The sequence below is a fragment of the Mesorhizobium sp. M0983 genome, from assembly GCF_040318975.1.
GTDB lineage: Bacteria > Pseudomonadota > Alphaproteobacteria > Rhizobiales > Rhizobiaceae > Mesorhizobium.
In genome coordinates, this window is sequence record NZ_JAMYNH010000007.1 from 272,808 (window position 1) to 292,399 (window position 19,592).

The following is a 19,592-nucleotide window of genomic DNA, read 5'->3' on the forward strand; positions in this document are numbered from 1 at the left end:
GCTGGACCGCCTTATCGTCACGCCGCCATTCTGCCGATGCTGTGGTATTCGATGCCGTAGCGGGCGATGACCTTGGGGTCGTAGAGGTTGCGTCCGTCGAAGATGACGGGCGTGGTCAGCGCGTCCTTCAATGCATCGAAGGACGGCGCACTGAAGCTCTTCCACTCGGTCACGATCAAGAGCGCGTCGGCGCCTCGCACGGCGGCCTCCTTGGTGCCGCACAATTGCAGGTCGTCGCGCAACCCGTAGATTGCCTGGCATTCCTGCATCGCTTCGGGATCGTAGGCTTGCACATTGGCACCGGCGGCCCAGAGCGCCTCCATCAGCGTGCGGGCCGGGGCTTCGCGCATGTCGTCGGTATTGGGCTTGAAGGCCAGGCCCCACAGCGCAAAGGTCTTGCCCTTGAGATTGCCCTTGAAATAGCGGTCCACCTTCTCGAACAGGACCGACTTCTGCTGGTTGTTGCGCTCCTCGACGGCACGCAGCAGCTTGGCGTCGAACTTGATGGCTTCGGCGGTCTTGATCAGGGCGCGCACATCCTTCGGGAAGCACGAGCCGCCATAGCCGAGGCCCGGATAGATGAAGTGGTAGCCGATCCGCGGGTCGCTGCCGATGCCCTTGCGGACCTCCTCGATGTCGGCGCCCAGTTGCTCGGCCAGGTTGGCCATTTCGTTCATGAAGCTGATCTTGGTCGCCAGCATGCAATTGGCCGCGTATTTAGTGAACTCGGCACTGCGCACGTCCATCACGATCATCTTTTCGTGGTTGCGGTTGAACGGCGCGTAGAGCTCGCGCATCACCGCCTCGGTGTCCTCGTTGCTGGTGCCGACGATGATGCGGTCGGGCTTCATGCAGTCGCTCACGGCGGACCCTTCCTTGAGGAATTCCGGATTGGAGGCGACGTCGAAAGCCAGATCCTCGCGCCCGCGCGCCTTCAGCGTCTCGGCGATCCTGGCCTTTATCCTTTCGCAGGTACCGACCGGCACGGTCGACTTGCCGACGACGATCTTGGGCGCATCCATCTCACGGCCGATGGCCTCGGCGACGGCCAGCACATATTTCAGGTCTGCCGAACCATCCTCGCCCGGAGGCGTGCCGACCGCGATCATCTGGATATGGCCATGCTTGATCGCCGCGGCGGCGTCGGTGGTGAACTTGATGCGGCCGGCGGCATGGTTCTCCTTGACCATGTTTTCGAGCCCAGGCTCGAAAATCGGGACATGACCCTGGTTGAGCCGCTCGACCTTTTTTGCATCGATGTCGACGCAGACCACCTGATGGCCGACTTCGGCAAGCACCGCCGCCTGTACAAGACCGACATAGCCGATTCCAAAGACAGTCAAATTCATTCGGTTTCATTCCTGTTCAAGGCTTCGGGGCCTGTTCGAGCTTCGGGCTCGGACCACCTTCGGCCCGGCGGGTTCAGATGCGCTTCTAGTTCGTTTTGCATGCCAGCGATTCCGGGAATTGGCAGGGCTGGCCGAGTGCGGTGAATGCAACGCGGTCCACTTGCATGGCGAGCTTGCGGCCCGGATCCGAGAACGGCCCCATCCAGCCCTTCATCGTATCGCTGCCCCACAGGCTGAAATAGATTCTTTGCGAATGGGTGGGCAGCTTCGCCGGATCGGTGATCTCGTGGACAAGCTTGCCGTTGACGTACCAGCGCAGCCGGTCCTTTTCCCAGACGAAGGCGTAGTCGTTGAAGGCCTTGTCGGTGCCCCCGGCGACGTCGACCAGCTTCTCGTTCTTGCCCTTGCCGGCTATGTAGGCGTTGACCTGGACCTTGGACGTGTCCTTGGTCAGCACCTCGAAGTCGATTTCATCATGCGGCTGCTTGTCGGCATCGCCGACGAAGCTGAAGAATGCCGCGTTGACGCCGGAGCCCGTGTCGGTCTTCATCCGCGCCTCGTAGGTGCCGTAGCCGAAGCGCTGCTTGGTCTGGATCTCGGCGCAGGCGAATTCGCGATCCTTCAGCTTGCGCTTCTCGAAACCGAGCGTCAGCATGCCGTCGGAAAGGCCGATCAGGCTTTTGGACCAGGTGCAGTTCTGATGCTTGCCGTTCGTCCAGCCGTCGGAAATGTACCAGCGCGCGCGACTGAGGCTGGTGAAATCATCGACAAAGGACGGCGCGGTTGGGAGATCCTGGGCGCGGACGGGCACCAGGCCCGCAACCAGGCTGCCGAGAACGATCAGCAGAAACGCGCCGTCTGAACGGAGCCGCCGCAGCTTGCCTGGGATCGGGCGCGTGAACGGGGTGCCGCCGGTTGCCGGGGTGGACGTGCTTTTAGGATCTGCGTTCATATCAAACTCACCTTTGTGCTGTGCGCCCCCAAAGCGATCGTTCGAACCGTGACGAAACAAGCTAATCTTGACCTCTGTCGCTCCTAGGCTCCGTGTAGCGTGCCCAAAACCATTGCGCCGACTCCGGGATATTCGCTCAACCTGTGCCGGGACCGGCGGGTTTCACAAAATCGGTCCTTATGTCTGGGCCGTTCTGCCGATCCTCCTCGAAGATTTCATCCAGCGAATGACGGAGATCCTTCATCATCTGCTTCTGGCGCGAGAGCGCAGCGATGCGCCGCTCGCAATTCAGGATCGACCTAGTCAGTTCGCCAACTTCGGAAGACCTGCGGGAGGAGACCGCCCCGTTTTCCATGGCCTCGACCAGGAAGGCGGCATTGGTGGCCGTTGTCCTGTAGCGGTTCTCAAGTCCGTTCTTCTCCGCCTCGACCTCGGCCGCGATCTGGTCCAGCAGCTTCGCCAAGCGATCGAGTCGCGCGGTGTCGGTCTGTGTGTCGCGCGCCGGATCTCTCGATCGGAAGCGAAAGATCGAGGCCATGCAGTCAGCGCCCCATCATCGTCGAGACGATGACCGGCCTTGGCGCCCGACCACGTTCAAAAGACATTTCTCGCATCGTCCAGCTCCTCTGACAGGGGATGTCTCGGGCCAGTTCGGTTGGCCGTCCAAAATTGTTGCACCGCAACATAGATTGCCATTCCCCGCGCGCATAGGCAACCACCTAGATCGTAAACTCATAAATCGCGTCGAAATGGTGCGAGCCGACCGAGGTAAGGCGATCGCCACGTTGACGAGCCTAGCTTTCGCCGGCTGTGCTGGTTCCGGCCATGAGGAAGCGCAGCGGCGGCACATGCTGACGCTTCGCGGCGAAGCCAGCGCGGCGAAACAGCGCATCCAGCTTGTCGGAGGCAACGCCGCGGACGACGGCCGTGAGGTTGGACGAGCCGGCCAAGGCATAGGCCACAGCCGGCGCCAGCCCGCGCTCAGTCTTCACGTCTAAGAACTTCCGCAACCGGTATTTGTCGCGAATGTGCCGCTCGTGCCTTCTCAGCGCAGCCTTCGATGCCTCCGGCAAACTGTCGATCGCAAGCAGTGCCAGGTCGGCATCGGCCAGATGCCTCAGATCCTGGGTGTTGTGCCGTCCGCTCAGCGAATCGGCGCGCACGATCGCGCCGTAGCCACAGGATTTGATGACCTTGAAGCGCGCGCCATGCGCAACCGCGCGCGCATAGAGTTCATAGTCTTCGCCAAGGCGCAGCTTCTCGTCGTAGCGCAGCCCATGCCGATCGAGGAAGGCGCGGCTGATCACGGGTTTGAGGAAGCCCAGTTCCCCTCGTTGCACACGGCGCCTGGAGATGTTGGCGTCGATGAAACCCTCGAAATCGAGGAATTCCGGCTCGGGCGAAAACGGTGGAGCGACGATTTTCGAGACGTCGGTTGCCGCGTCATCCCTGACAAGCATGATGTTGTCTGCCGCGAAATCCCAATCGGTGCTGGCGAACAGTCTGTGAAACCTGCCTTCGAAAAAGAAATCATCAGCGTCCAGGATGCTGATGAACGGCGACCTGGAACCGGCTATCGCGGCGTTGCGGGCAAAGGAGGGGCCGCGATTGACGTCGAAGCGGATGACGGAAAGGCGGCCCGTGCCGTCGTCGGCTGCATGGGCGACTTTCGCGGTATCGTCGGTGGACGCGTCGTCGACGACGACGACTTCCGCAACCTCCGGCTCGCGCAATGCCGATGCAATGGCAGCCGGGATTGTCCGCGCCGCGTTACGGGCAGCGATGATCACGCAGACTTGGGATGATGTCATGGACATGCCTCTCGATTGCAGAAATCGTTGCGGATTTCCTCGCCCTCCCCGCTCAATGCCTCACCGCCCGTCTGACATGCATCGGCCCAAATGCCTATGCTGCAAGTGCGAAGCAAGCATCGCCAAAATCATCGGCGCCGTCCAGTTTTTCATTTGGCTGGGTGTCATGACGCGGCTGGGCAGGCGGCGAGCCGCAATCGGGATAGCTCCCGAAAGGCGCCGCTTGGCAGAGCCGCTCCTGCACGGCCCGGATCAAGCCACTGGCGCGCTCAGTTGGCCAACCAGTCACTGCCGAGTAGGTCGTGGCGATGGAGAGCGGCCGCTTGGTGGAGGCCGGGAGCATCGAGGAATTGAAGAAACGGGATGCCGACTTGCGGCGTGTTGCTGGAGGCCAACGCCCGAAATCAGTGAAGGCCTCTCCTGGCGCTTAATTTCTCGCCTTCGGCCGCTTCGTTCGAACTCAGCTTTCGTTCTGCGTCGCGAATTTTGTCGGCCGAGGTCGGGGCATTTCTTGCGACCATGGCAAAGACCAGCAGAAAATAACCGAGTTGGATGACTATGGCGCAGCCGATGACGCGAAAAAGCGTCGTGCCGAGCGAGGCGCCGCCCAAATAGGACCAGACGACCACGATCGCCAGCGCAAAACACATTCCGATAATGAACTTTGGCAGTGACATACCCGATAGCCCATCAACCGGCTCGGGAAAAAATGTCGACAAGCCCACCCCGAGCACCTCCCTTAAACTCTGCGAGCTTGTTTAGGTTGCCCGCTTCTGGCCGGTTGCTTCCGGCCTTGCCCAATCTGTCCATACTCCGACAGAAACAATTTGCAACTCTATTGAGGCGAGCAATAGGCGGCAAGGGCAGCTACGGAATAATTTTAAGCGAATCCTCAGGATCGCCTCTGCCATGGTGCAATGCACACGTCGGCATCACCACTGATTGACGGATATCGACTCGCTCCAGTAAGATTTATAATATTGACCAGTATCTTATCATAACATCAGTCGATATTTTGAACTTCTAAGTGACGGCAAAGCTCCACAACCGGGTATAAAGAGCGATTCGCCCAAAATCAGCCCCAAAATTGGACTAGATTTTCCAAAATTGCCCATAATCTGTCGCCTTTGCGACATAAAGGCAAAATTTTGTGCAGGACGAGTTCATTATTTAGTCAGTTCATGACGCGACTATTACAGCCGGCTGGGAAATTGTGTGTTGCGCTGCAGCATTTTTTTGGTATCGTGCGCTAAACCATCCGTTCAACGTATGGAGTTTACGCATGAGGGACGTAGCCAAGCCGGCCGACGCGGATTTTTCGCAGGCCGGCGTCGATTTTCCGCCGCCGATCGGCGGCCTGCTCAAACGCAGCTTCGATATTGCCGGTTCGCTGATCGGCCTGATCGCTCTCAGCCCGCTGTTCGTGATGATAGCGCTGCTTGTCAGGTTTTCCGATGGCGGGCCGATTTTCTATGGTCATAGCCGGATCGGCCGCGGAGGACGGATTTTTCCGTGCCTCAAGTTCCGCACTATGGTTCCAGACGGCGAGCGGGTGCTTGCTGCCTATCTCGCCGCGAATCCGGAGGCCAACGCCGAATGGATAGCGACCCGCAAGTTGAAGAACGACCCGCGGATCACGCGCGTCGGAGCGGTGCTGAGGAAGCTCAGCCTCGATGAGTTGCCGCAGATCATCAACATCCTGCAGGGGGATATGAGCCTGGTTGGGCCTCGTCCCGTGGTACGCGATGAGTTGGAGATCTATGGCAATTCGGCCGTCTATTACCTGAAATCGCGCCCCGGCCTGACCGGGCTCTGGCAGGTTAGCGGACGCAACGATGTTTCCTACGACAGCCGCGTCGCGTTCGATCGACACTATGTCGAGAACTGGTCGATGTTCGAAGACATTCGCATCATCATCAAGACCGTACCTGCGGTCTGGATGTCGCGAGGCTGCTACTGACGGCCGCTTGCTGGCCGTGCATCGAGGAGCGACTGTCCAGAATTCGAGCTCGGAACTCAGGCCCCGGGACTCAGGCATCGGGACTCAGGCATCGGGCGGGGCAAACCAGATCGGAAACGCTCAGTTGAAAGCAGATATAATCGATATCTTTTGCACCGGCATTCTCTCCAGACGCATGCGGCGAGTACGACTTTTGACGACTTGCCTCACGCTGGCGACCGGCCTGTCGCTGGCCCTGCCGCAGTTTGCCTTCGCCGATGACTATCGGCTTGGAGCACAAGACAAGCTAACCATCCGCGTAGCGGAATGGCAGACCGTCGAAGGCACGTTCCGTGACTGGTCGGCCATCAATGGAGAATACACGGTCGGGCCGGCAGGAACCTTGTCGGTGCCGTTCGTCGGCGAGATGCCCGCATCCGGCAAGACGACCTCGGAGATCGCGGCATCGCTCGGCGAGGCGCTACAGCGTAAGCTCGCCCTGGCTGACAAGCCCGAGGCCTCCGTCGAAATGGCGCAGTACCGGCCGTTCTATATTTCTGGCGAGGTGCAATCGCCCGGACAGTATCCTTGCGTGCCTGGGCTGACGGTGCTGAAAGCGATGAGCATTGCCGGCGGAACGCGGCGGAACTCGGAGAGCGGGCAGCGCTACGACCGCGACCTGATCAATGCCAAGGGCAATTTCGACGTACTTCAAGACCAACAGGTCAGGCTGATCGTCAAGCGCGCCCGCATCGAAGCGGAACTGGCGAACAAACCGTCATTCGAAGTGCCGAAAGAAGTGGCCGACGATCCGAAGCTGCCCAGCATCGTTGCCGATGAGACGGCGATCCTGGCGGCCGACCAGAAGAAACTCAACCTACGCTTGCAGGCGCTCGACGACTTGAAGGCGCTGCTGCAGAGCGAGATCGATTCGCTGCAGAAAAAGATCGTCAACCAGCAGAAGCAGGTCGATCTGGCGAAGGAGCAGCTCAACGGTATCGGCTCGCTGGCGCAAAAAGGCCTGGTCGTCAACACCCGGGTTTTGAATTCCCAGCAAACCATCGCCGACCTCGAAGGCCAGATACTGGATTACGAAACGGCGATTCTCACGGCCAAGCAGTCGATCAGCAAGGCCACTCAGGACGCTATCGATCTGGAGAACACCCAGAACTCCACCCTCGCGACCGACCGGCAACAGACGGAAGCCGACCTCAACGAAGCGACGCTGAAGCTGAATATGGAAAAAGGCTTGATGACCGAAGCCCTGTCGGGCAACCCCATGCCGCAATTCTATGGCAACAACGAACCAGCCGCCATGTCGTTTTCCCTGGTGCGGGTGGTCGACGGCAAGACCAGCGAAATCACCGCCGACGAAGACACGCCGGTGCTGCCCGGGGACGTGATCAAGGTCAAACCGGCGCCCCTGGCCATCCAGTAGCTTCTTTCCACCGGAGCGAAGCACCCACCTCGCAGGCGGCGGCCTGCGGGGTTTTGGGCTTCGTATTTTATGGATCAGAAAACAAGGCGGCCTTTGGGCGACGAACAGCCCGGATCGGCCCGCTCTAGCCTCGCACGGCGTCCGGTTCCTCGAGATGGTTCGCGGCGCTCCACCGGGAACGGGCGACGGACGGCACCTTCACCAGCTTGAAGTAGCTGTAATACAGCAGGAACGATCCCATGATGTAGGGATTGAGGGTCTCGACCTCGACGAAGGAGCGGATGAACAAAAGCACCATGACGCCTGCGAGAATCACAGACTCGGCTTGCCATGTCCTGAATATCAGCGCCGAGACGTGCCCCCAGAGCGTGCGCAGGATGATCAGCGACAGCAGTGTCGCTCCGACGAAGCCGAGTTCCACCAAGGTCTCGATGTAGGTGTTGTGGAAGTGGAAGCCGCTTCGGGCGGCGATGTAGAATTCATTCCACAGCCGCTCGGCCTCGGAGAAGCCCTGCACCCAATACGCCGCGTAGCCGACGCCGAGGATGGGCGATTGCTGCGCGGCATTCCAGCCCTGCTGCCAGAGGTAGGTTCGTCCGGTGAGCGTCGAATCCTTGCCGAAGAGGCCAAGGACAAAGTCCATTAGCCCGAGATTCAGCGCAATCACGGTGCAGGCGACCAGCCCGCCTGCACCGATCACGAAAATAACCCGGCGATGGCGGAGCGAAAGCAGCTTGCCCATGGAAAGCAGCGCGACCAGGGCGAGAACCGCCGGGGTCGATGCCATCGAAGTGGCCGAATGCGACACGACCAGCAGATAGCCCGACAGAAGGACGATTGGTACAATCAACAAAAAACCTATGCGGCCGCGCCTGAGAAAGGCCAGGTAGACAACGCAGAAATAGATGCCAAGCGATGCGACAAAGCCGATCTGGTTCTTGGAGCTGAAAGCGCCGACGAAATTGTATGTCCCGTCGAGAACGTCGTAGGAATAACTCGCGACCTTGAGCGAGTAGAGCAGGACGACGAAAATCCCTATTAGGGCGCCTATGGTCAAGGTCCGGACGCTGACCGTGCGCGCGGCAATGTAGGCGCATGCGATATGGGAACAATATTGCACGGCCGTCCTTGCCGTGGTGCCGGGAGCTGCCGACCAGAACACCGAGAAGCAGACATAGGCTGCAAACGCCAGCGGAAGCCAGGCGCTGGAAGCGTGCCTTAATATTTTCCGGTAGTCGACCAGGATGAGCGGCAGCCAGACTGCATAATAGGCCAGGATCATGGCCTGGCCGAAAATGGTCGAGTAGGAGAACGCCCAGATCGAGACGGCAACGGCAAAGCTGCCATAGACCGTGTTCTTGTCCGGATCGATCAACAGAGATTTTGGAATCTTCATCTCGGTATCGGTTTTCCGCCCTTGCAGCTCAATGCCGATTTCATGGGCCGCTCATGGGTCGATTCATTGGATCGATGGGAGCCTCGCCTGCAGGCGCTCGCATTGTGCAGTGCAATATAGCGCATCCGGCGCTGCATGTCACCTGGATGACAAACTGGGCGAAGTCGTTCCTGCAGTTCTCCCATGCCGGACGAGACGATTTGGCCAGGAGGCAGTGCCGTTCAATTGCCTGGTGCTGGCCCATCACGAAGCTGTTCGGAGGCTGCAAGTCCGCGCTTGAACTTGTCCGCCGTTGACTTCACATTCGCCGCCGATTGGGAGGAAGACCACATGCCGATGAGTTTCGCGGGACGATTTGCCGGACGATCTGCTGTTATCACCGGCGGCGCCTCAGGCATCGGCCTTGCCGTCGCGCAAAGGATCACTAAGGAAGGCGGGCGTGTTTCGGTCTGGGATCGCGATGCCGCCCAGATCGAGCAGGCCAAGGCCATTGTTCCAGGCCTGCACAGCGTCACCTTAGACGTCGCCGACCCCATAGCGGTCGAAGCCGCCGCCCGAGAGACGATCGAAGCGATTGGCGCAGTCGATGTCCTTGTCACCAGCGCTGCCATCACCGGACCGAACATGACGACCTGGGAGTATTCCGTAGAGGATTGGCGCCGGGTCATCGACATCAACATCAACGGCGTCTTCTTCTGCAACAAAGCGCTGGTCCCGCATATGCTCGAACGCAATTACGGCAGGATCGTCAACATCGCCTCGATTGCCGGCAAGGAAGGAAACCCGAACGCCTCGGCCTACAGCACCTCCAAGGCCGCGGTGATCGGCATGACCAAATCGCTTGGCAAGGAACTGGCCAAGACCAGGGTAACGGTGAACTGCGTCACGCCGGCGGCCGTGCGCACCGCGATCTTCCAGCAGATGAGCCAGCAGCACATCGACTTCATGCTGTCCAAAATACCAATGGCGCGGTTCGGCGAGGTCGAGGAGGTGGCGGCGCTGATTTGCTGGATCGCGTCCGAGGAATGCTCGTTCACGACGGCGGCCGTCTTCGACGTCTCCGGCGGCCGGGCGACCTACTGAGGCCGGCCGGACGCAAACCGCCCGACCGGATCGCGGCGCCTCAGTCGTGAAGCTGCCGCGAGATCGGCGGGCCGATCGAAAAGTCGCTGAATGTGACCTCGAAGCCCTCGCGCTGCGGCGAGCAGCACATCATGCCGACATCGACCGTTTTCGACGGCGGGAAATAGGCAAGCCGCACCGGCTTCCAATGTTTGTCGGTCGCGTCCAGATACTGGACACGGATCGTCTCGGCATGACGCGTCAAGCGGATCCTGACGCCGTCCGGGTTGGCCGGAATATTGGCCAGCGACCAGTCGGAGGCATCGTTGGTGACGACGACGGAAAAATACATCAGCCCGTCGGTGTATTCGATGCCGGCCTTGATCCAATGGGTCTCGCTCAGGCGGACCATAAGCCCGGCTTGGTCGTAAAGCACCTCATAGTGCCCCTTGGCCGTGACTTCGGCGCTGAAATCGCCCTCGACCTCACGATAGAGGAAATGGCCATTGTCACGCCAGAAGCCGTAGAACGTCTCTCGCCAGAAGTCGGTCTCCTTGCCGGTCCGCACATGCACCGTATTGTCGCCGAACTCGTGGTGCGGCGGCGGATTGAGCCAGGTCAGGTCCGTATTTTCAGATGCCATCGATTTGCTCGCCTGCCTGGCTGGTCCCGGATGAGTGCCGCCGTGATCAGCCAGCGAATGTATAGGCGGTCTTCACGGTCGTGTAGAACTCCGCGGCGTAGCGGCCCTGCTCGCGTGGGCCATAGCTCGACCCCTTGCGCCCGCCGAAGGGCACGTGGAAGTCGACGCCCGCCGTCGGCAGGTTGACCATGACCATGCCGGCTTCCGAATTGCGCTTGAAATGCGTGGCATGCTTGAGGCTCGAGGTGCAGATGCCGGACGTCAGCCCGAACGGCGTGTCGTTGGCCACCGCCAGCGCCTCATCATAATTCTTGACGCGGATGACGTTAGCGACAGGTCCGAAAATCTCCTCACGGGAAATGCGCATGGCGTTGGTGGTTTCGGTGAACAGCGCCGGTTGCAAATAGAAGCCGCGGGTTTCGCGATCGAGCCGCTCACCGCCGAAAGCGAGATCGGCACCTTCCTGACGTCCGATGGCGATATAGTCCTCGTCCTGTTTGAGCTGGCTCTGGTCGACCACCGGCCCGATCTGGGTCTTGGCATCGAGAGCGTCGCCGATGACCAGCTTGCCCAGGCGATCTTTCATCGCCTCGACGAAGCGGTCATGGATGCCGTCCGTCACCACCAGGCGGGACGACGCCGTGCAGCGCTGGCCGGTCGAGAAGTAGGCGCCGTTGACCGCGCAGTCGACGGCGACGGCAAGGTCGGCATCATCGAGCACGACAAGCGGGTTCTTGCCGCCCATTTCGAGCTGGAACTTGCGCATGTGCTCGACGCTGGCGGCGGCCACGCGCTTGCCGGTGCCGACCGAGCCGGTGAAGGTGATGGCGTTGAGATCAGGGCTGTCGAGCATGGCCTGGCCGACCACCGAACCTTTGCCCATCACCAGGTTGAGCACGCCGTTGGGCAGTCCGGCGCGGTGCAGGATGTCGACAATTGTCCAGGCGCTCTCCGGAACGAGTTCCGCCGGCTTGAAGACGATAGTGTTGCCGTAGGCCAGCGCCGGAGCGATTTTCCAGGCCGGAATGGCGATCGGGAAATTCCACGGCGTGATGATGCCGACGACGCCGACCGCTTCGCGGGTGATCTCGACGCCGACGCCGGGCCGCACGCTTGGCACCAGCTCGCCCGACAGGCGTAGCGTCTCGCCGGCGAAGAAGTCGAATATCTGGGCAGCCCGCACAGTCTCGCCAATGCCCTCGACCAGCGTCTTGCCTTCCTCGCGCGCCAAGGCCCGGCCGATTTCATCTTTCCGCGCGGTGATCTCGTCCGACGCCTTCCTCAGCACCGCGTGGCGTGCCAGCAGGCCCGATCGGGACCATGCCGGAAATGCCGCCTTCGCCGCCGCGATGGCCTGCCGGGCGTGCTCGGCGCCTCCCGATGCATATTCGCCGACCACGTCGTCGAGATTGGACGGGTTGATATTGCGGGAGCCGGCATCGCCCACCCACTCGCCATCGATGAGGTTCTTTCGAAACGGGATCATGTCGCTGTCTTCCTTGTCGTCCTTCGATCGCCGTCTATCTGGACCACCGACCGCCACACCGCAAGGCCGAAAGGCGGGCAAACTTCTCCTCCTCGACAGGCATGTGATAGGGGTCGGGCTGGAAAAGATGATTCCAGTATGGTGCGTCGTGGATCGCACGGGAGGAAAAGTATCATGTCCGACAACGCGTTGCCGCTGGTGATCAGCGCACCCCATCCACGCACGCTCGACCTGATCTTCACGCCGGCTGCGCTGACGAAATTTCGGTCGAAATACCGCATCGTCGAAACATCGCCCGAAGGTGTCGCGGCGCTGCCGGCCGATATCCTTGGCGAGGCGCGCTACATTGTCGGCCAGCCGCCGATCGCGCCAGAGACACTGGAAAAAATGAAGGCGCTGCGCTGCATCTTCAATGTCGAGAGCAACCTCATCAACAACATGCCATATGAGACGCTGTTTTCGCGCGGCATCCATGTCGTCACCACTGGGCTGGTCTTTGCCGAACCGGTGGCCGAGCTCGGCCTTGCCATGGCGCTCAACCTTGCCCGCGACATCGTCGATGCCGACCTCGCTTTTCGTCAAGGCAAGGAATTGTGGGGCGGCGACGGCAACCGGACGGCGCGGCTTCTTTCCGGCGCGGATGTCGGCATCATCGGCTTCGGCGATCTCGGCCGCGCGCTCAACCGGCTTTTGACGGGTTTTCGCACGCGGACAAAAGTCTTCGACCCGTGGCTGCCGCCGTCGATCCTGATCGAGAACGGCGTTGAGCCGGCCTCGCTCGATGAAGTCCTGTCGAGCAGCGATTTCGTCTTCGTCGTCACTTCGGTGACCAGCGAAAACCAGGGTTTCCTCGGCGCCGAAGCCTTTGCCAGGATGCGCGAGGGATCCGCTTTCATCCTACTCAGCCGGGCTGGCGTGGTCGATTTTCCGGCACTGATGGATGCTGTCCGCAGCGGCCACATCGTCGCCGCCAGTGATGTTTTTCCTGAGGAGCCGCTGGCCCAAGATCACCCGGTCCGCACATTGCCGGGGTTCCTGCGCTCCGCCCACCGGGCCGGCGCACTCGACATCGCTTTCAAGCGGATGGGCGACATGGTGCTGGAAGACATGGACCTGGTCGACCGCGGCCTGCCGCCGATGCGTTCGAAGCGGGCCGAGCGTGAGACCGTTTCGCGAATGCGCTCAAAGCCGGTCGACAAGAATTAAGCCGTCTGTCCCGACGGTCGCACATGCTCAGATCGTGAAGGACCAAAACAGGCAGGCCAGTGTCGCAGCGGCGAAGACGACGAAGAACAGGCTTCTCAACAGGATGTTGCGCCGCAGTTCGTTGATGAAGAGATGGCATCCGACGATGGCTGCGACAAACAGGAACCGCCAGTTCAGCAGTGCCGAGAGCACATCGTGCTGACCGAAAGCAAATCTGGCGGCGAGACATCCAACGATGACCGCGAACAACACGATGACCGTCCAGAAGATTGCATCGGCGGCATGCGTCAGGACGATGCCGGCGAGCCTGATCGGCAGAACCATCATCAGCAGTGCGCTGAGGAAGTAGACCGCCGCGAGCGGAATGAATGCCCCTGCATCGGCGACGTCACTCAAGCGCTTGGCGCCGATCGCGCCATAGGGATAGCCATGCCTGGCCACCGCCAGGCTGAGCGCCATCAGCAAAGCCGTCAGCACGGCCGCAAGCGCGAATGAGGTCAGGGCTTTACTCATGGGGCTCCCGTTCCGAACGAATCGAAGTCAGAACGGTGGTAGCCTATGGTTTGTAAATTGCTAGTAAGCATCATGCAGCGGCGCGGCAGAGTTCCTCGGCGCATTCACTCTGCAGCTTGCAGACGCCGCCCGTCGATAATGGTCTTGATCTCGGCGCGGCAGGAGCCGCAATTGGTGCCGGCGTGAAGGGCGGCGCCGATTGCCGCGACGCTGGTGCAGCCGCCGCGCACCGCTTCCGCGATCTGGTTGGCACCGACCCCGAAACAGGCGCAGACGGTGGCGCCGCGGTCGACGCTCTTGCCGCCAGGCCTGCCGGCGACGATCGCCAGCCGCGCCTGCCGATCGGCATGGTCGGCACCCAGTTGTTCGGCCGCCCAGCCGCGCGACACCGCTACCGGGGTAGGCGCAAGATAGAGCGCGCCGACCAGCCGACCGCCCGCGAAACGGGCGAAGCGATGGTGCCCGCCGGCGATGTCGTGATAGGCGAGCGCCTCGCCTTCCGGGCCGAACAGCGCGGCGGCAAACCCGGTCCAGTCGCGGCTGTCCTGCAGCGCAATTTCAAGGCGCCAGCCGGCGGGGCAGCGGGCGAGGCTCCAATAATCGGCGTCGATGGATGCGGGCCGTTCCGCAAGCACCGCGAAGCCGAAGGCCGTGGCGGCGAACCGCTCGATTCGGGCGGCAACGTTCTTTGAAGCCGGCTGGCCTGAAATCGCATCAGTCGTCGGCGCGACCAGGGCATCGACGCGCGCGCGCGCGGAAAACTGATCGGTCCAGTGCATCGGCACGAACACAGAGCCTTGGCGTTGGCGCCCTGTCACCAGCGCGCGGACCACGACCTCGCCATAAGCTGTCGAGACGCGCACAATATCGGCATCGCCGATGCCGTAGTGCTGCGCATCAGCCGGGTGAATTTCGACGAAAGGCTCGGCCATGTGCTGCGACAGGCGCGGGCTCTTGCCGGTTCGCGTCATGGTGTGCCAGTGGTCGCGCACGCGCCCGGTGTTGAGCACCAACGGGTAGTCCAGGCTGGTGCGGGTTTGGGCGGTTGGGCGGATGGCAATAAAGCGTGCCTTGCCGTCGGGTGTGTAGAAATTGCCGTTGGCAAAGAAGCGGGTGCTTTTGTCCTCCGGCTGGCGCCACGCACCCCCCTCTGGCCTGCCGGCCATCTCCCCCTCAGGGGGGGAGATTGGCAGTTTTGCCGGCACCGCCTTTTCAGCAATGGTAACGATTGGCGAAACCGGTGGCGACATCCAATCTCCCCCCTTGAGGGGGAGATGGCCGGCAGGCCAGAGGGGGGTGCCTTGGCTCGGCGCTGGCCATTGGAATGGCGCCAATTTCTCAAAGGTCCCTGAATCAATCGCGCCATACGCGCCTATATCAAAATCGCGCGCGCCGTCATTCTCGAAACCCGACAACGCCGCATGCTCGGCGAAGATGTCGGCCGCCGACACATGCGAAAAAGCTTCGGCAAACCCCATCCGCCTGGCGACTTCAGCGATGATCCACCAATCTGGCCTTGCCTCGCCGGGCGTGGCCAAAAAAGCCCGCTGGCGCGAGATGCGGCGCTCCGAATTGGTGACGGTGCCGTCCTTCTCGCCCCATGCCGCCGCCGGCAGCCGGACCTGAGCATGGCGGACCGTGTCGGTCTCGCCCAGCACGTCCGAGACAACGACAAACGGGCAAGCCTTGATCGCCGCCTCGATGGTATCGGCGTCCGGCATCGAATCGACCGGATTGGTCGCCATGATCCACAGCGCCTTGATGCGTCCGTCGGCCACCGCTTGGAACATCTCGACCGCTTTCAGGCCGGGCTTTTCGACGACGGTCGGCGCGTTCCAGAAGCGCTGCACGCGGTTGCGGTGCTCGGGGTTTTCGATCTCCATGTGGGCGGCCAGCATGTTGGCCATGCCGCCGACCTCGCGGCCGCCCATAGCATTGGGCTGGCCGGTCACCGAAAACGGCCCGGCGCCGGGCTTGCCGATGCGGCCGGTGGCGAGATGGCAGTTGATGATGGCGTTGACCTTGTCGGTGCCCGAAGACGACTGGTTTACGCCCTGGCTGTAGACGGTCACCGTCTTCGCCGTCGCGGCAAACAGGCTGTAGAAGCGGGACAGTTCGTCCTCACTGAGACCCGTGGCAGCCGCGATGCCGGCAAGGTCGAGCGCCGAGGCAGCGAAAAGCGCTTGCCCGAATCCGGTCGTGTGCGCCGTGATATAGGTACGGTCCAGCGCGTTATGCTGGCCGAGATAGGCGAGCAGCCCTGTGAACAAAGCGACGTCGCCATCGGGCGCGATCCCCAGATGCATGTCAGCGATATCCGATGTCATGGTGCGGCGTGGGTCGATCAGCACCACCTTCATCTCGGGCCGCTTTTCCCGGGCAGCGGCAATGCGCTGATAGAGCACCGGATGGCACCAGGCGAGATTGGAGCCGACGAGCACGATCAGGTCGGCAAGTTCCAGATCCTCGTAATTTCCCGGAACCGTGTCCGAGCCAAAGGCGCGGCGGTGGCCGGCGACCGACGAGGCCATGCACAGGCGCGAATTGGTGTCGATATTGGCCGAGCCGACAAACCCCTTCATCAGCTTGTTGGCGACGTAGTAGTCCTCGGTCAGCAACTGGCCGGAAACATAAAAGGCGACCGAATCGGGGCCGTGTTCGGCAATGGTTTGCGAGAAGGTCGAAGCGACTAGATTGAGCGCTTGGTCCCAGTCGGTACGGCGACCGTGGATTTCCGGATGAAGCAGCCTGCCGTCGAGATCGATGGTCTCGGCCAGTGCGGAGCCTTTGGAGCAGAGGCGGCCGAAATTCGCCGGGTGGTCCGGGTCGCCACGAACGGTTATTTCACCGTCCGCGGCGACCTTCGCCAGCACGCCGCAACCCACCCCGCAGTAGGGGCAGGTGGTCCTCACCTCGCGCGCTTCATCAATCTGCATGGTTCACGCCGCGCGGCTGGCCAGCGCTTCCAGCGCAATGAACAGCCGCTCGCCGTCGATCCGCACCGGAATGGTGCGCACCACGCCCTCGTCGGCGCCGAGCGCCTTGCCTGTCTCGAGCGAGATCACCCAATTGTGCAAAGGACAGGTCACCGCCGTGCCATGGACGATGCCCTGGCTGAGTGGCCCACCCTTGTGCGGGCAATGGTCGTCGATGGCGAAGACTTGATCGTCGGCCGTGCGAAAGACGGCGATCTTTCCTTCGGGTGTGGCGACGCAGCGCGCACCGCGACGCGGAATGTCCGAGAGCGTGCCGATGGATACCCAATTCATGTGGCTATTCCTCTTTTGCGCGTGTTCTTGTCCGGAAACCGCATTCCACTTTTCGGGAACACGCGCCTACTCCGCCGCCTGCGCAAAGCCGACCGAAGCCATCGGCCGGAATTCATGCTTGTCCTTGCCGGAAGCACGTTCCGACCACGGGTCGACCTGGGCGAATTTCTGCGAGAAGACGAAGCGCGCGAAATAGGCCTTGCGCTTCTCGCCATCGTCCATGATCTGGCGCTTGATCTCGGCGATGCCGACGCGCTTGGCCCATTTGTAGATACGCTCGAGATAGCGGCCCTGCTCGCGATACATCTGCGTCAACGCCACGATATGCTCCAGCGCCTCGTCCTCGGTCTTGACCAGGCCGAGCACTTCGGTGCCCTTGATGTCGAGCCCGGCGGCGCCGGCGAAATGGATCTCGTAGCCGCTATCGACGCAGATCACGCCGACATCCTTGCAGGTCGCCTCGGCACAGTTTCGCGGACAGCCCGATACCGCCATCTTGACCTTGGCAGGGGTCCACGAGCCCCACATGAATTTTTCGATGCGGATGCCCAAACCGGTCGAATCCTGCGTGCCGAAGCGGCACCAGTCGGAACCGACGCAGGTCTTTACGGTGCGCAGCCCCTTGGCATAGGCGTGGCCGGAGACGAAGCCAGCCTGGCCGAGATCGGCCCACACCGCCGGCAGGTCTTCCTTGCGGATGCCGAGCATGTCGATGCGCTGGCCGCCGGTGACCTTGACCATCGGGATCTCGAACCTGTCGACGACGTCGGCGATGGCGCGCAATTCGGCGGCGTTGGTGACGCCGCCCCACATGCGCGGCACCACCGAATAGGTGCCGTCCTTCTGGATGTTGGCGTGAACGCGCTCGTTGATGAAGCGCGACTGGTAGTCGTCGGCGTATTCGTCGGGCCAGTCGCAGACGAGATAATAGTTTAGCGCCGGCCGGCATTTGGCGCAGCCGCAGGAGGTCTTCCATTCCAACTCCTGCATGACGGCGGGAATGGTCTTCAGGCCCTTGGCCTTGATCAGCCGGCGGACCTCGTCATGACCAAGCGCGGTGCAACTGCACATCGGCTGGACCGCCGCGGGGTTGTATTTGTCGCCGATGGTCAGCACCATCAACTTCTCGACCAGTCCGGTGCACGAGCCGCAGGAGGCAGACGCCTTGGTGTGCGCGCGCACGTCGTCGAGCGAGGTCAGGCCCTTGGCCGTGATCGCGCCGGTGATCTTTCCCTTGCATACGCCGTTGCAACCGCAGATTTCCGCATCATCCGGCAAGGCTGCAACGGCCGCCATAGGGTCCAGGGGGGCGCCTCCCTGGTAGGACTGGCCGAAGATGAGCGTATCGCGCATCTCGGATATATCGGTCTGCTTCTTCTTGAGGTCGTTGAACCAGGCGCCGTCGGCCGTCTCGCCGTAGAGCACTGTGCCGATGATGCGGTCGTCCTTGAGCACCAGGCGCTTGTAGACGCCGGCCGCCGCATCGCGCAGCACGATCTCCTGGCGGTCATCGCCCTCGGCGAAGTCGCCGAGCGAGAACAGTTCGATGCCGGTGACCTTGAGCTTGGTCGGCGTGTCCATGTGGACGAAAGCCGCTGCCTCATTGCCGGCCAGATGGCTGGCGGCGACGCGCGCCATCTCGTAGAGCGGCGCGACCAGCCCGTAGACCTGGCCGTTGACCTCGGCGCATTCGCCGATTGCATAGATGTCGGGATCGTTGCTGCGCATGCCGGCGTCGACGACAATGCCGCGATTGACGGCAATGCCGGCTTCCTTCGCCAGGACCGCGTTCGGCCTGATGCCCACGGCCATGACGACGAGCGTTGCGGGAATGACAGTGCCGTCGGCAAGCTCCACCCGCTCGACCTTGCCGTTGCCGGTGATCGCCTGGGTGTTGGCCTTGGTGATGACCTTGATGCCGCGCTGCTCGACGGCGCGCTGCAGGAGATATCCGGCGGCCGGATCGAGCTGACGCTCCATCAGCGTCGGCATGACATGCAGCACGGTGACGTCCATGCCTTGCGCATTTAAGCCCGCTGCTGCCTCGAGCCCGAGCAGGCCGCCGCCAATGACCACAGCCTTGGCCCGCGACTGGGCGGCAAGCATCATGGCCCGGACGTCGTCCAGATCGCGATACGTGAGCACGCCCGGCAGGTCATGGCCCGGCACCGGAATGATAAACGGCACCGAGCCGGTGGCGATGACGAGTTTGTCATAGGGCTCGGTCACGCCATGATCGGAGGTGACGGTCTTTGCCTGCCGGTCGATGGCGACGATCTTGTGGCCCTTGTAGAGGGTGATGCCGTGCTTGATGTACCAGCCGTCGCCATGGATGATGATCTCTTCATAGGCCTTTTCGCCCGACAGAACCGGCGACAGCATGATGCGGTCGTAGTTCACGCGCGGCTCGGCGTTGAAGATGGTGACCTGGTAGCGCCCAGGCGCCTTTTCCAGGAGGTGCTCCAGCATGCGCCCGGGGGCCATGCCGTTGCCAATGATAACGAGTTTCTCGGTCATGTCCTGATCCA

16 protein-coding genes are annotated in these 19,592 nt (G+C 61.7%); 4 read left to right on the plus strand and 12 right to left on the minus strand.

Annotated elements, in window-relative coordinates:
* Nucleotides 1-17 precede the first annotated feature (17 nt).
* The 5 genes from NKH71_RS16035 to NKH71_RS16055 all read right to left on the minus strand — a co-directional run bounded on the left by NKH71_RS16035 (nucleotide 18) and on the right by NKH71_RS16055 (nucleotide 4,846).
* The gene (locus NKH71_RS16035; RefSeq protein WP_352790650.1) at nucleotides 18-1,349 is read right to left on the minus strand and encodes a UDP-glucose dehydrogenase family protein; all 1,332 of its coding nucleotides are present in this window, start codon (nucleotides 1,347-1,349) and stop codon (nucleotides 18-20) included.
* Nucleotides 1,350-1,434: 85 nt separating this feature from the next.
* Entirely contained in the window at nucleotides 1,435-2,301 is an 867-nt protein-coding gene (exoK, locus tag NKH71_RS16040) for an endo-1,3-1,4-beta-glycanase ExoK (protein WP_352483971.1), read from the minus strand.
* 136 nt (nucleotides 2,302-2,437) lie between these two features.
* Nucleotides 2,438-2,839, minus strand: a complete 402-nt coding sequence (locus tag NKH71_RS16045) for a hypothetical protein (RefSeq protein ID WP_023717989.1) — start codon at nucleotides 2,837-2,839, stop codon at nucleotides 2,438-2,440.
* A gap of 256 nt (nucleotides 2,840-3,095) precedes the next feature.
* On the minus strand, nucleotides 3,096-4,118 hold the full coding sequence (locus NKH71_RS16050; protein ID WP_352790652.1) for a glycosyltransferase family 2 protein: 1,023 nt from the start codon (nucleotides 4,116-4,118) through the stop codon (nucleotides 3,096-3,098).
* 398 nt (nucleotides 4,119-4,516) lie between these two features.
* Nucleotides 4,517-4,846, minus strand: a complete 330-nt coding sequence (locus NKH71_RS16055) for an exopolysaccharide production repressor protein (RefSeq protein ID WP_352895156.1) — start codon at nucleotides 4,844-4,846, stop codon at nucleotides 4,517-4,519.
* A gap of 548 nt (nucleotides 4,847-5,394) precedes the next feature.
* Between NKH71_RS16055 and NKH71_RS16060 the strand changes: the two genes are divergently transcribed.
* Together NKH71_RS16060 and NKH71_RS16065 are read left to right on the plus strand one after the other, a co-directional pair.
* Nucleotides 5,395-6,072 (plus strand): sugar transferase, encoded by a 678-nt coding sequence (locus NKH71_RS16060; protein WP_292659405.1) that lies wholly within the window; start codon nucleotides 5,395-5,397, stop codon nucleotides 6,070-6,072.
* A gap of 193 nt (nucleotides 6,073-6,265) precedes the next feature.
* On the plus strand, nucleotides 6,266-7,489 hold the full coding sequence (locus NKH71_RS16065) for a polysaccharide biosynthesis/export family protein (RefSeq protein WP_084642532.1): 1,224 nt from the start codon (nucleotides 6,266-6,268) through the stop codon (nucleotides 7,487-7,489).
* A 124-nt stretch (nucleotides 7,490-7,613) separates the two neighbouring features.
* Here the strand turns inward: NKH71_RS16065 and NKH71_RS16070 are convergent, their stop codons facing one another.
* A complete protein-coding gene (locus NKH71_RS16070; protein ID WP_352790656.1) occupies nucleotides 7,614-8,885 on the minus strand; it encodes an O-antigen ligase family protein in 1,272 nt (423 codons plus the stop codon).
* Nucleotides 8,886-9,215: 330 nt separating this feature from the next.
* Between NKH71_RS16070 and NKH71_RS16075 the strand changes: the two genes are divergently transcribed.
* The gene (locus NKH71_RS16075) at nucleotides 9,216-9,968 is read left to right on the plus strand and encodes an SDR family NAD(P)-dependent oxidoreductase (protein ID WP_352483967.1); all 753 of its coding nucleotides are present in this window, start codon (nucleotides 9,216-9,218) and stop codon (nucleotides 9,966-9,968) included.
* A 40-nt stretch (nucleotides 9,969-10,008) separates the two neighbouring features.
* Here NKH71_RS16075 and NKH71_RS16080 read toward each other — a convergent pair whose 3' ends face one another.
* Both NKH71_RS16080 and NKH71_RS16085 read right to left on the minus strand, forming a co-directional pair.
* Nucleotides 10,009-10,590: a DUF1349 domain-containing protein gene (locus tag NKH71_RS16080; RefSeq protein WP_352790657.1), complete on the minus strand. Its 582-nt coding sequence runs from the start codon at nucleotides 10,588-10,590 to the stop codon at nucleotides 10,009-10,011.
* Nucleotides 10,591-10,636: 46 nt separating this feature from the next.
* Nucleotides 10,637-12,073, minus strand: coding sequence for an aldehyde dehydrogenase family protein (locus NKH71_RS16085; protein ID WP_352591647.1), 1,437 nt, complete (start codon nucleotides 12,071-12,073; stop codon nucleotides 10,637-10,639).
* A 177-nt stretch (nucleotides 12,074-12,250) separates the two neighbouring features.
* Between NKH71_RS16085 and NKH71_RS16090 the strand changes: the two genes are divergently transcribed.
* On the plus strand, nucleotides 12,251-13,282 hold the full coding sequence (locus tag NKH71_RS16090) for a hydroxyacid dehydrogenase (RefSeq protein WP_352483965.1): 1,032 nt from the start codon (nucleotides 12,251-12,253) through the stop codon (nucleotides 13,280-13,282).
* A 27-nt stretch (nucleotides 13,283-13,309) separates the two neighbouring features.
* Here NKH71_RS16090 and NKH71_RS16095 read toward each other — a convergent pair whose 3' ends face one another.
* The 4 genes from NKH71_RS16095 to nirB form a co-directional block, all read right to left on the minus strand.
* Nucleotides 13,310-13,795 carry a hypothetical protein gene (locus NKH71_RS16095; RefSeq protein WP_023717999.1) on the minus strand — a complete coding sequence of 162 codons (486 nt, stop codon included), beginning with the start codon at nucleotides 13,793-13,795 and terminating at the stop codon, nucleotides 13,310-13,312.
* Between the two features lie 104 nt (nucleotides 13,796-13,899).
* A complete protein-coding gene (locus NKH71_RS16100; RefSeq protein ID WP_352790659.1) occupies nucleotides 13,900-16,731 on the minus strand; it encodes a nitrate reductase in 2,832 nt (943 codons plus the stop codon).
* Nucleotides 16,732-16,734: 3 nt separating this feature from the next.
* Complete coding sequence (gene nirD / locus NKH71_RS16105) at nucleotides 16,735-17,064, minus strand: nitrite reductase small subunit NirD (protein ID WP_352483963.1); 330 nt, start codon at nucleotides 17,062-17,064, stop codon at nucleotides 16,735-16,737.
* 66 nt (nucleotides 17,065-17,130) lie between these two features.
* Nucleotides 17,131-19,581, minus strand: a complete 2,451-nt coding sequence (gene nirB, locus NKH71_RS16110) for a nitrite reductase large subunit NirB (protein ID WP_352895157.1) — start codon at nucleotides 19,579-19,581, stop codon at nucleotides 17,131-17,133.
* Nucleotides 19,582-19,592 lie beyond the last annotated feature (11 nt).